Origin of the sequence: Nitrobacter winogradskyi (assembly GCF_006539545.1) — a bacterium.
Taxonomy (GTDB): Bacteria; Pseudomonadota; Alphaproteobacteria; order Rhizobiales; family Xanthobacteraceae; genus Nitrobacter; species Nitrobacter winogradskyi_A.
This window is the reverse complement of sequence record NZ_BJNF01000002.1, coordinates 191136-200860: the sequence shown is the minus strand read 5'-3', so window position 1 is coordinate 200860 and position 9725 is coordinate 191136. Positions and strand designations below refer to the sequence as shown.

Below are 9725 nucleotides of genomic sequence, written 5' to 3'. Positions count from 1 at the left end.
CTCCTTCACAGCGCCTTGCTGCCGTTGCCGTTATCGGGCGAACCCGGCAGCGGATAGCTGACGACGAAATCGTTGCCGGGAATTTGCGGGAAGCCCCGAAAATTATTGGTGTTGGCGAAGCGGTCGCGGCAGGTCGCGAAACTCTTGTCGCAACCTGCGGTGACCACGAAGCTGTCGCTGACGGCAATCGGCTCCGGCATCGCCCGCCACAATGACAGGCGCACCACGCCCGCGACCACGCGGTGCTGCTTGACCTCGATCGCGAGGCCGGCGTTGGCTCCGCCGGTCCAGTTCAACCGCCCCGCCGTGAACCAGCCGGCGGCAAGGCCGGAAAGGCCGGAAACGGCAAGGATCGACGTTCCCTCGACGGCCGTGACCGTCCCGCTGCGGCGAAAGGTCGAACTGGCCAGATCGACACGGCATTTCCCGTCGCCGAGATCCACACCGCACCGCGCCGTGAACAGGCGTCCGCTGTCCTGCGCCAGCGCATCCGCGAGCCCGCGCAGTTCCGCGGTGAACGCTGCCCCCTCGCGCCGGACCTCTCCTATCGTGCCGCGCGCGATCAGAATCCTCAGCGAGACATCGCTCCAGTCGACCAGCCAGGTCGCGACCCCGGCGGCATCGTAGCGGCCGGCGGCAAGATCGGCCTCGCTCAGAGAATCGTCCGAGAACGCGCCCGATATCTCGGCGCCATCGACAGCGAGATCGAAGCGGCTGGTGGCTTCTGAGGCGGTGAAGCCGGTGGCGGCGCGGCACACGACATCGCCGATCATCAGATCGCGGTCGTGATCGGTAAAGCCGAGCACGACGCCGTCGCGCCGCGTCACGATCCAGCAGCGCGCCAGCGTGGTCGCGCCGGAGTCGAGTTTTGCCTGAAGCGCGGATGGAATGCTTCTCACGGCAGGATCTCCACCAGCGGAATTTTCGGAATAGCCCCGGCGGCGAAGGTTGCGAGATCGACTTCGAGATAGTCAGTGTCGAACCGCACCGGCACGTCGAACTTGAATCCCGCGGTGACCGCCGCTCCCGGCGGCGGCGTGTGCTCGGGGAGAAACGTCACAAGGCCGGTGGTGGCGTCGCAGGTGAAGGCCGATCCCGCCGCCGCCTCGCTCTCGGCGACCGCGACGCGCACGCTGTCGTTCACGGGCTTTCCGATCGCGCGCGCATAAGGCGCGAAAGCACCGCCATATGTCTTGATCAACTGAAACGTCGATGTCGTTCCGTCGCCTATCCCGATCACCTGATCGAGCGGCGAGATAACGCTGCCGGTCGCAGCGGAGCAGCTATCCAGCCGGTCGCGCCAGCGAAAGCCGTAGAGCCTGCCGCGCCGCTCCTCGAAGAAGGCGACAACGGCCTGCAACGCCTCCAGCGTCTTGACGCCGTAACCGGCGTCGAAGCGCCGCCGCGACTGCGCCCAGCGCGCGTTGCGCGCCTCGCGGCCCGAGCCGAAGCTCACGATGTCGGTGCGCCGCTCCGGCCCGCCCGCGCTCTTCAGCGCGACATCGAGCGGAAACAGCACTTCGTGAAAGCTGGTCATGACAAACCCTCTACGTCATGGCCGGGCTGGTCCCGGCCATCTACGTCTTCTTTATCGGTCGCGCTTAAGACGTGGATGCCCGGCACAAGGCCGGGCATGACGTGGAGCGACGGTGCGGCGTCGTAGTCGGCGTCTTCACAAGCTCCGTTGCCCCCGCGCGACCGCCCGCGCGATCTGGCCCGCGATGTAACTCTCGGAACGGCGGAACCTGTCGAGGTCAGGCGTCGCGATCTGCACCGTGATGCTGTTGCCACCGCCCTTGCCGGAAACGCCGAGCCGGCCGTCCGGCCCGCGTGCCAGCGGCATGATCGCTTCCGGGCCCGCCTCGCCGGCGAGGCCGACGCCGCCATCCATCATTGGAAAATAGCTCGGCGCGCCGATCACGCCGCCGCTCGCGAACGGCTTGATGCCGCCGAGAGCATGGGCCTGCACGCCGCCGAACGAGCCGATGCTGCCGGCGAGTCCGGAAAACAGGCTGGAGATGCCGCTGGTCAGGCTTGCCGTCAGCGGCTTGAATGCCGCCGTCACGGCGAGACTCGAGACCCGCAGCGCCAGCGTCTTCAGCACATCGTCGAACTGCCTGCCGCCGCTGACCGAAGACGAAAACGCCTGCGTCATCGCTCGCGCGAAGCCGCCTGCGCTGGTGGTCAGCGCCTGTGTCCTGACCGTGAGATCATCAAGCGTGCGCGAGGTCTCATGCAGACCCGTGTCGTCAGTCATCGGATTCTCCCTTGCGCGGCGCATCAGGAAAACGCGCCAGCAGATCGTCGAGTTCTCCCCGCGCCAGCGGCGTGGTCGCGGGTCCCCGGATCGCCTGGACAGCCTGCGCCAGTTCGCGCGGCGTCATCCGCCAGAAAACATCCGGCGCAAGGCGCAACACGCCAAAGCCGAAGCCCATCGCCGCCGCCCACGGAAACGGCTTCATGGAGCGACGCTTTCGTCGAAGGTCGCGCTGATCAGACCAGCCGCGATCCTGACGAAGCCGGCCGCACCGCCCTCGACCGTCATCACGGCCACATCGTCGTCACTGACAGCCTCTCCCGCGCCGCGCAGGCCCGCGCCGATGATGCGGATCAAATCGCGCGACGACACCCGCCCCGAACCGAAACGCTCCGCGAGCGCCATCAGGTCGTCGGCGCCGAACGCGGATTCAAGCTCGGCCAGCGCGCCCAGCGTCAACACCAGCGTCCGCTGCCGTCCGCCAAGCTCTGCGCCGATCTCACCGCGATGTTTGTTGGGCATTTGAATCCTTTCGTTTCACAGCGCCGTAAACGTCAGCGCGCCGGCGGATTCGAGCGCGAGATCGAACGTCACCTCGCCATTGTGTTCGCCCGCGAATTCAAGGCTCGCGATCTGGAACATGCCCTCGATGGTGCCGAAGTCCGGCACCATCACCTGACACGTCTTGATCGAGCCATCGAAGAAAGCCTGCCGCACCAAAGCGTCTGACGCCGCGTCCTTGAACAGGCCGCGTCCCGACAGCGACGCACGCCTGACCCCTGCGCCCGCGAGCAATTCGCGCCAGCGGTCCGTCGATTCCGCATCCGTGACATCGACAATCTCCGCGTTGAACGCGATCCTGCGGCTGCGCAGTCCCGCCACCGTGACGAAGCTCGAGCCGTCGCTCATCTTCAGAAGCAGGTCCTTGCCCTTCTGTGCGCCCATGACGCCTCCTTTGCGATCAGGTTGTAGGTTCGGTCACGGCGCGGAATCGCACCTGTGCGTGATAGGTGCGGCCGTCGGACTCGCGCCGGATGTCGGCGACCGCGAAGCGGAAATTGACCAGCCGGTGAGCGGCGAGCGTCAGCGCCGCATCGTCGAGAGCCTGCAACACCGCGCCCGCGATGGCGTGAGCCTCGCTCTGGCCGCCCTGACGGGATCGCGCATGAAGCGTGATCTGATGCTCCTGCGTCGGCCCCTCGTCCACCGACACGTCGGTCACGCGCGCCTCACCGATCGCGACATAAGGCAACAGCGCCCCGCGCGGCGGCTCGTCATAGACCCGCTTGCCGCCGAGCAGGGCACGAAGGCCGCTGTCGGCCGCAAGCGCATCGTGAACGGCGGCGCGGAGCGCTGCATTGGCGCTGGTCATGGTGATGTCCTTTTCGAGAAAGCGAGAACGATCAAAGCGCGTGCACGCGATAGCTCGCGATCATGGCGCTGACGCTGGCCGGCATCATCGCGACGCTCTGGCCAATGGCGATAAGGCCGCGGTTCTCATACCAGTGCGCGACCAGCGTTCGCACCGCATGGCGCAACACGTCAGGCACATCGGAAGCGGCGTCGCCGAATCCGATCTCGATATCGAGTTCGATGCCCGCGCTGGCGCGCCCCGGAAACACCCAGACGGATGAAGCGATCACGCCAGCCGCCTTGTCGAGAACGAACGTCCCGGCATCGACCGGCGTGGCGATCCCCGCGGAGTTATAAACGCGCGCCGCGGCGAGCGTCTGCAACGGTCCCCGGCCCGGCCTGATGCGACCGTCTTTCGGCCACTGATCCAGCACGAAGCGCCAGGTCTGCGCGATCAGGGCGCAGCGCGTCATCGCCTCGACATGGCTTCGCGCCGCCGCGATCAGCGACGCGATCACCGCGTCATCGTCATCGTTCTCGGCGCGCAGGAAACTCTTGGCCTCCTCGACCGACCAGGGTTCGATCGCGGGACCGGTCAGAAGTATCGATGGCATGTTGGTACTTTCTCTCGATTGATGGGTACGCCGGTTGACTTGCTCCACCTCTCCCGCTGGGAGAGAGGAAATCTGCCGCGTATCGAGTTGACAGACGGGCAGCGCGATGGCTCCCATCGCTGCATGAATCAGAAATTCATCCGCGTGCTCACCGCTGCGACGGTGCTGACGTCAGGGCAACCTGCCCTTGCCATGGTCGGCAGCGGGAGTGCGCCCTCGCCTGCGCTGGCGAACGCGGTCGTCACCATCGTCGGTTCACAGGGCAACTCCTGCACCGGCACGCTGATCGCGCGCGATATCATCCTCACCGCCGCGCATTGCATCGCGCCCGGTGTCGCCACCAAGATGGTGGACTACAGGAGCCAGCCGCCGCGCCTGCTCGATATCAAGCGAGCGGCCGTGCATCCGCAGTTCAATCCGCAGAGCCTGCTCGCCCACCGCGCCACCGCCGACATCGGTCTGTTGCAACTCACCGCGCCGCTCGCCGTGCAACCGGTTCGGATCGGCGGCGCGTTGATGCCGATCAACGTTGGTCAGCGCCTTACCGTCGTCGGCATGGGCGTGGCAACGCCGGGCGACGGCCGCAGCGGCGGCGTGGCGCGGGCCGCGAGTCTTGCTGTAACCGGGAAGCCCGGCACCTTGCAGATTCGCCTGGTCGATCCGCTCACCAACAATGCGCGCGCGGGCCTCGGCGCCTGCACCGGCGATTCCGGCGCGCCCGCGCTTCTCGATTCCAGCGGCGGCGTCATCGTCGGTGTCGTGAGCTGGTCGACGGGCGCGAACAACACGTCAGGCTGCGGCGGCCTCACCGGCGTCACGCCGCTCGCGCTCTACCGCGACTGGATTTTGAGAACGGCGCGAAGCTGGGGCGCGGAGATATGAAAACGAGCCACTCCTCACCTTGGAATATAGCTGCCCTCATCGAGCCCGCTGAGTGCCATTGCAGCCTCTCCATTTTGTGGCTCTATGCCGGACTCGCGGATACTTTCAAGAGCACTGCGAGCCAAATCGGGATAGAGCGCAAGAAGAGAGTGAGCGGCTTTCAATCGAACCTGTACGTTCGGATGGGAGAGTAGCGGCAACAGAGCCCTCCTCTGATCGCCAGGCATCTTTTTTAGCTCTGCCCTTATACGCTCCATCTTTTTGTACAAGCGGTTATACATAGCGTTGTCGATTACATAAATCGCATCATATTGCGCGACGCCGATCTCGACGAATTGCGCAACAAGATTCTTCACAAGAGCATTCGGCTGAACAGATATCATTACTTGAGCACCCCATTTTTGCGCAGGATTTTTAGTCCTTCACGTGTCTGCTCGTCCCAACTCTTGCCGCGAAGATAATCTCTGGGCGACCGACCATCATATTGCTCGTTGGCCCTTGAATAATAACCGTTGATGTCGAGATGCTTCACGACAAGAATCCGCACCGTATTTTCAGGGCTGTCAATCCGCAGGCTCCCGAATTGCTGCCTGTTTTGTGCGAACTGCCCGACAATGTGATGATCCTCGTAGCCGGGCTCACTGGGCAGCCGCGCGCGGGCCTGAAGCTCCTCCAGCGTACGCGGCGGATCATTTGCCGATTTGATCGCCGCTGTCTCTCCTCTGAGGCCCTCGGCTTGCCGCAGCGCCTCGAAAACTGAGTCAGCGGCCGGCGACATAGGACCGACCACGCGAAGGTATTTGACTACTCGGCGGATAAAATCGATCGGTCGTTCCGTTGGCTTGCGGACGGCAGGCGGAACTTCCGGCGGTTCTTCAAACGGCGGCCAATCACCGGAAAGTTGCACACCGTCGATCGTGTTGTCGCGCGGCGTAATCTGAAAGAGACCGAGACTACCTCTTCCTGCGCCGCCATCCGTCCATTGCCGCCGTCGGAATTGCCCGCCGGCACGCGCGGCTGGTTCGGATTGTATTTCGGGGCCAGCGCCGGAAACGCTTTCTCGACGTCTGCGCCGGGCGGGAGAAACCGCGCGGCGTCGGGACGAATCCAGCGGCCGCCGTCCGGCTGCAGCCATCGCGATTGCTGACGACGCAGCCAGGCGTCATGATGCGATGGCATCGAAAATGTCCTTGATGAATGCGTCCAAAACGCAGAACGGCGCGCCAGAGAAGCGCGCCGCTGAGTTTTCAGGTCATGCGCGGGACCTGCCGCGAAGACGCGCTTCGCGCTTTTGTCCGGCCATGACGCAATGATGCAGGAGCGGCGACCTTCTCAGCTCGCCGCGAACTTCATCAGCTTGATGGCATCGAAGTCCTGCACGCCGCCGCCGACCCGCTTGGTCGTGTAGAACAGCACGTAGGGCTTGGCCGAATACGGATCGCGCAGCACGCGCACGCCGGCGCGGTCCACCACGAGATAGCCGCGACGGAAATCGCCGAACGCGATCGACAGCGAATTCTCGGCGACATCCGGCATGTCCTCGGCCTCGACCAGCGGGAAGGTCATCAGCGAGGCGCGCCCGCCAGCCTGCGCCGGCGGCTGCCACAGATAGGACCCACCGGTGTCCTTGAACTTGCGGATCGCAGCTTGCGTCTTGCGGTTCATGATGAACGCGGCGTTCTGGCGATAGCCGGCCTTCAGCGCATAAACCAGATCGACCAGGGCATCGGACGGGTTGGACGACGCAAAGCCGCTCGCGCCGCCGCTGGCGACGAAACCCAGCTTGCCCCACACCCAGGAGCCATTCGCGACGGTGTCGGATTGCAGAAAGCCCTTCGGCTTGTTGGTGCCGTCGCCATTCACGAAGGCGGCGCCTTCCTGAACCGCGAATGTCAGCTCGACTTCCTGCGCGATCCACTCGTCGATGTTGACGGCGGAGTCATCGAGCAGCGTCGCGGTCGCCGCCGGCATGGCGTAAAGCTCCATCGCCGGAAAGCTCAAAGCATCCAGCGTCGGCGAGGTGGTTTGCGTCCGCGAGTCCGTCTCTCCGACCCACCCCGTGGCGGGGCCCGCGGTCATGAACGGCTTCTTGTAGACATTGCCCGAGATGGTGCGAACCGACGCCAGCGCGCGGATCGGCGAGATCGCCGCCAGCCGCTGCCCGATCTCGTGCTCAAGTTCGACGGGGACGAGATAGCCGCCGTCCGGATTGGAGCCGGCCGACATCGCCTTGGTCTCCAGCGCGCGCAAGGCGCCGGTCTCGCCGCCCCGCACATAAGCCTCGAAAGCGCTTTTGTGCTCGACTGAGACCGCGCCGCCGACGATTCCGGAGCGGCCCTCGAGCGCCGGACGGGCGTGCTTGAGCGCCAGCTCGTCCATGCGCCTGTGCTGGGCGTCGAGCGCGGCGTTGATGCGATCGACCTTCTCCTCCAGCAGCACGTCGCCGCGTTTCTGCTCCAGCCGCGCCAGGCGTTCGTCGTTGGCCGCCTTGAACTCCTCGAAGGTGACGCGAAAGTCGTCATAGCCGCCGCGGACGGCGCCGCCGGATTTATGCTCCGGCGCCATGTCGGTGATATCGAAGTCCATTCATTCTCTCCTTGGTGATAATGATTTCGTCCCCGTCCTGTCCGACGTTTGGACTTGTTTGAGCACAAGACTTGCGCGTGAGTGTGCGTTAGAATGGCGGCCTGCAACGGGAGCACGTCGAGGCGAACCATGCGATTTCTGATCTTTGTCTGGATAACCCTGGCCGTCGCCGCGACCGCCAGCGCGTGGTTTGCGATGCGGCCCTCAAGGCGAGGCGCCGCCTGGATCGGGATCGCAGCCTGCGTCGTTTTGCTGGCAACGTTTGCGTCATCCTTTTTGATGACGAGCGTCCACGGCGACAAAACGATGTTGTCGATAGCGCTTTATCTTCTGAACTGGACCATGGCCGCCGGCGGCGCGGCGATCTGCATCGGAGCCATCGCAGGTCTCGCGCTGGGGCTGGCGTTCAAGCGGTGATCCGATACGCCCACCGACGAGACCGACACCAGCGAGGTGATCGCTTGTCTAACGGCCCCTGCGTTTCGCGCGTAGTTCCTTGCGGAACTTCGTCAATTTCTCGAACTGGTCTTCGTTCAGATAATACCATTCGATATGACTGGGATCCTGTTGGCGCTGAGATTCCGGATAATCGTCAATCTCGGCAAGGAACTTCCGTCCCAGCCAGTACTCGCGCTCGTCACGCCACTGCAGATACATCTGAATATCCGTTGGCGCGATGCAAACTTGGATTTTATATCTCGCCATAGGCTAACGTTCCAAATTCTGCGGAAACGCGGTCTCAACCCTGTACCTTTTTTCACTCCTGCGATCACGCACGATCACGACCCGGACACCGTAAGTTTCCCTGATATAAGGCTGCGAGTGCTCGGTCGCCGCATAGGCCTCGCTCCCGGTCGGCGAACCGAATATGGCGTCAAGGTTCTCCTTCCCTGAAAGCCCGCTGACGACTTTATCAACCTTGTCCGGATTTCGCGCAATCGTCGAATTGACCAGCTTGTTCGCCGCCTCCAGCGAGGGAAAGGAACCTTCCCTCAAACCGAACGCCGAGCCGTTCCGGCGAGCGTAACTGGCCGCATCGTTAACCGCTTTCAAAAGAGAAGCGTTGCTCAGGCCGACATGCCTTTCGATGGCGTGGCCACCCAGGCTGCGCTCTTCCAGCAGGTCAATGGGTCGCTTGTTCGGCCGATGCTGAATCTGCTCGAGACGGCCGCCGCCGCCATCCGTCCACCGCCCGCCGTCCGGATTGCCGGCGGGGACGCGCGGCTGGTCCGGATTGAACTTGCGTTGAAGCGCGGGAAGGACGTCACGAGGATCGGTGCCGGGAGCGAGAAAGCGCGCGGCGTCCGGCCGGATCCATCTGTAGGCGTCAGGCCGCATCCAACACGCGCGCTGAGCCGCTTCGAATATGCCAGCATAACTTGCCATCAGCGCGCTCCCGCCAACGGCGCGCGCATCGCACCATACAGGGCGGCGCGCCGTGCTTCCCTGCCACGCAGCGACGTCACCACCGGGCGCGGGCGGAGCGACGGCGCCGGTTCATCCGCGGCCTGCCTCATGCTCCGCCATTCGCGCTCGGCCTGTGTCCGCGCACGCGAGCGCGGCGACGGGGGCGTCGCCTGCTTCACGGCGCGGACACGCGCTCCCGCCAGCAGCGGGAAGGTGACGATGGATATCTCCCACAGATCGACCTGATAGAGATGACGCACGCGCGTGCGCGGCTCGATCCGGCCGCGCACGGTGCGATAGCCGATCGACAGTCCATCCACCGCGCCGGCCTCGACTAAAGAAAGCAACTCGCGCGCGCGCGTCACGTCGGGGATCAGCTTTCCCCGCGCCCAGAGGCCGCGAAAATCCTCGTGCAGTTCGAGCCAGACGCCGACCGGCTCGGCGGGATCATGCTGGAACAGCATCGGGATCCTGCGCAGCCCCCGCGTTTTCAGCGTCTGCGTGAACGCACCGGGCATCATCATGTCGCGCGCCTGATCGATCTCGCCGAACAGGCTGGCATAACCTTCGACCATGCCGTCGCTGGAGAACGACAGGCGGGACACGGATGACAACGGAGCGTGCAT

At 64.5% G+C, this 9725-nt stretch carries 17 protein-coding genes; 2 read left to right on the top strand and 15 right to left on the bottom strand.

Annotated elements, in window-relative coordinates; translation table 11 throughout:
* Positions 1 to 5: 5 nt before the first annotated feature.
* The 8 genes from NWI01_RS01085 to NWI01_RS01050 form a co-directional block, all read right to left on the bottom strand.
* Positions 6 to 899, bottom strand: a complete 894-nt coding sequence (locus NWI01_RS01085) for a DUF2163 domain-containing protein (protein ID WP_141381898.1) — start codon at positions 897 to 899, stop codon at positions 6 to 8.
* Positions 896 to 1537, bottom strand: a complete 642-nt coding sequence (locus tag NWI01_RS01080) for a DUF2460 domain-containing protein (RefSeq protein ID WP_141381897.1) — start codon at positions 1535 to 1537, stop codon at positions 896 to 898. Before NWI01_RS01080 ends, NWI01_RS01085 begins: the two co-directional genes overlap by 4 nt.
* A gap of 135 nt (positions 1538 to 1672) precedes the next feature.
* The gene (locus NWI01_RS01075) at positions 1673 to 2257 is read right to left on the bottom strand and encodes a phage tail tape measure protein (RefSeq protein WP_141381896.1); all 585 of its coding nucleotides are present in this window, start codon (positions 2255 to 2257) and stop codon (positions 1673 to 1675) included.
* Entirely contained in the window at positions 2250 to 2462 is a 213-nt protein-coding gene (locus NWI01_RS01070; RefSeq protein WP_141381895.1) for a rcc01693 family protein, read from the bottom strand. The genes NWI01_RS01075 and NWI01_RS01070 overlap by 8 nt, the downstream gene beginning before the upstream one ends.
* A complete protein-coding gene (locus tag NWI01_RS01065) occupies positions 2459 to 2779 on the bottom strand; it encodes a gene transfer agent family protein (RefSeq protein ID WP_141381894.1) in 321 nt (106 codons plus the stop codon). Before NWI01_RS01065 ends, NWI01_RS01070 begins: the two co-directional genes overlap by 4 nt.
* A gap of 15 nt (positions 2780 to 2794) precedes the next feature.
* A complete protein-coding gene (locus NWI01_RS01060) occupies positions 2795 to 3202 on the bottom strand; it encodes a phage major tail protein, TP901-1 family (RefSeq protein ID WP_141381893.1) in 408 nt (135 codons plus the stop codon).
* Between the two features lie 16 nt (positions 3203 to 3218).
* A complete protein-coding gene (locus NWI01_RS01055) occupies positions 3219 to 3629 on the bottom strand; it encodes a DUF3168 domain-containing protein (RefSeq protein WP_141381892.1) in 411 nt (136 codons plus the stop codon).
* Between the two features lie 31 nt (positions 3630 to 3660).
* Positions 3661 to 4224 (bottom strand): head-tail connector protein, encoded by a 564-nt coding sequence (locus tag NWI01_RS01050; protein ID WP_141381891.1) that lies wholly within the window; start codon positions 4222 to 4224, stop codon positions 3661 to 3663.
* A gap of 123 nt (positions 4225 to 4347) precedes the next feature.
* Here NWI01_RS01050 and NWI01_RS01045 point away from each other — a divergent pair, with 123 nt between their 5' ends.
* Positions 4348 to 5106: a S1 family peptidase gene (locus NWI01_RS01045; RefSeq protein ID WP_141381890.1), complete on the top strand. Its 759-nt coding sequence runs from the start codon at positions 4348 to 4350 to the stop codon at positions 5104 to 5106.
* 14 nt (positions 5107 to 5120) lie between these two features.
* Here the strand turns inward: NWI01_RS01045 and NWI01_RS01040 are convergent, their stop codons facing one another.
* The 4 genes from NWI01_RS01040 to NWI01_RS01025 all read right to left on the bottom strand — a co-directional run bounded on the left by NWI01_RS01040 (position 5121) and on the right by NWI01_RS01025 (position 7692).
* Positions 5121 to 5489 (bottom strand): DUF2019 domain-containing protein, encoded by a 369-nt coding sequence (locus NWI01_RS01040; protein WP_141381889.1) that lies wholly within the window; start codon positions 5487 to 5489, stop codon positions 5121 to 5123.
* A complete protein-coding gene (locus NWI01_RS01035; RefSeq protein ID WP_141381888.1) occupies positions 5489 to 5884 on the bottom strand; it encodes a hypothetical protein in 396 nt (131 codons plus the stop codon). Before NWI01_RS01035 ends, NWI01_RS01040 begins: the two co-directional genes overlap by 1 nt.
* A gap of 26 nt (positions 5885 to 5910) precedes the next feature.
* Complete coding sequence (locus tag NWI01_RS01030) at positions 5911 to 6285, bottom strand: hypothetical protein (protein WP_141381887.1); 375 nt, start codon at positions 6283 to 6285, stop codon at positions 5911 to 5913.
* A 153-nt stretch (positions 6286 to 6438) separates the two neighbouring features.
* Positions 6439 to 7692: a phage major capsid protein gene (locus NWI01_RS01025; RefSeq protein ID WP_141381886.1), complete on the bottom strand. Its 1254-nt coding sequence runs from the start codon at positions 7690 to 7692 to the stop codon at positions 6439 to 6441.
* A gap of 129 nt (positions 7693 to 7821) precedes the next feature.
* Between NWI01_RS01025 and NWI01_RS01020 the strand changes: the two genes are divergently transcribed.
* On the top strand, positions 7822 to 8109 hold the full coding sequence (locus NWI01_RS01020; RefSeq protein WP_244613592.1) for a hypothetical protein: 288 nt from the start codon (positions 7822 to 7824) through the stop codon (positions 8107 to 8109).
* A gap of 48 nt (positions 8110 to 8157) precedes the next feature.
* Here NWI01_RS01020 and NWI01_RS01015 read toward each other — a convergent pair whose 3' ends face one another.
* Genes NWI01_RS01015 through NWI01_RS01005 form a run of 3 tightly spaced genes read right to left on the bottom strand, consistent with a single transcriptional unit; the run spans position 8158 to position 9725 of the window.
* Positions 8158 to 8349 (bottom strand): hypothetical protein, encoded by a 192-nt coding sequence (locus NWI01_RS01015; protein ID WP_141381884.1) that lies wholly within the window; start codon positions 8347 to 8349, stop codon positions 8158 to 8160.
* Positions 8350 to 8400: 51 nt separating this feature from the next.
* The gene (locus NWI01_RS18735; protein WP_181410324.1) at positions 8401 to 9078 is read right to left on the bottom strand and encodes an RNase A-like domain-containing protein; all 678 of its coding nucleotides are present in this window, start codon (positions 9076 to 9078) and stop codon (positions 8401 to 8403) included.
* Positions 9078 to 9725, bottom strand: coding sequence for an HK97 family phage prohead protease (locus tag NWI01_RS01005; RefSeq protein ID WP_141381883.1), 648 nt, complete (start codon positions 9723 to 9725; stop codon positions 9078 to 9080). Before NWI01_RS01005 ends, NWI01_RS18735 begins: the two co-directional genes overlap by 1 nt.

What these genes read in the sequence shown, in the direction of transcription:
- NWI01_RS01055 (WP_141381892.1), bottom strand. Translation starts at nt 3,629, where the DNA reads ATGACCAGCGCCAATGCAGCGCTCCGCGCCGCCGTTCACGATGCGCTT.
- NWI01_RS01030 (WP_141381887.1), bottom strand. Translation starts at nt 6,285, where the DNA reads ATGCCATCGCATCATGACGCCTGGCTGCGTCGTCAGCAATCGCGATGG.
- NWI01_RS18735 (WP_181410324.1), bottom strand. Translation starts at nt 9,078, where the DNA reads ATGGCAAGTTATGCTGGCATATTCGAAGCGGCTCAGCGCGCGTGTTGG.
- NWI01_RS01060 (WP_141381893.1), bottom strand. Translation starts at nt 3,202, where the DNA reads ATGGGCGCACAGAAGGGCAAGGACCTGCTTCTGAAGATGAGCGACGGC.
- NWI01_RS01040 (WP_141381889.1), bottom strand. Translation starts at nt 5,489, where the DNA reads ATGATATCTGTTCAGCCGAATGCTCTTGTGAAGAATCTTGTTGCGCAA.
- NWI01_RS01005 (WP_141381883.1), bottom strand. Translation starts at nt 9,725, where the DNA reads ATGCACGCTCCGTTGTCATCCGTGTCCCGCCTGTCGTTCTCCAGCGAC.
- NWI01_RS01075 (WP_141381896.1), bottom strand. Translation starts at nt 2,257, where the DNA reads ATGACTGACGACACGGGTCTGCATGAGACCTCGCGCACGCTTGATGAT.
- NWI01_RS01070 (WP_141381895.1), bottom strand. Translation starts at nt 2,462, where the DNA reads ATGAAGCCGTTTCCGTGGGCGGCGGCGATGGGCTTCGGCTTTGGCGTG.
- NWI01_RS01050 (WP_141381891.1), bottom strand. Translation starts at nt 4,224, where the DNA reads ATGCCATCGATACTTCTGACCGGTCCCGCGATCGAACCCTGGTCGGTC.
- NWI01_RS01045 (WP_141381890.1), top strand. Translation starts at nt 4,348, where the DNA reads ATGAATCAGAAATTCATCCGCGTGCTCACCGCTGCGACGGTGCTGACG.
- NWI01_RS01065 (WP_141381894.1), bottom strand. Translation starts at nt 2,779, where the DNA reads ATGCCCAACAAACATCGCGGTGAGATCGGCGCAGAGCTTGGCGGACGG.
- NWI01_RS01015 (WP_141381884.1), bottom strand. Translation starts at nt 8,349, where the DNA reads ATGTATCTGCAGTGGCGTGACGAGCGCGAGTACTGGCTGGGACGGAAG.
- NWI01_RS01020 (WP_244613592.1), top strand. Translation starts at nt 7,822, where the DNA reads ATGCGATTTCTGATCTTTGTCTGGATAACCCTGGCCGTCGCCGCGACC.
- NWI01_RS01025 (WP_141381886.1), bottom strand. Translation starts at nt 7,692, where the DNA reads ATGGACTTCGATATCACCGACATGGCGCCGGAGCATAAATCCGGCGGC.
- NWI01_RS01035 (WP_141381888.1), bottom strand. Translation starts at nt 5,884, where the DNA reads ATGTCGCCGGCCGCTGACTCAGTTTTCGAGGCGCTGCGGCAAGCCGAG.
- NWI01_RS01080 (WP_141381897.1), bottom strand. Translation starts at nt 1,537, where the DNA reads ATGACCAGCTTTCACGAAGTGCTGTTTCCGCTCGATGTCGCGCTGAAG.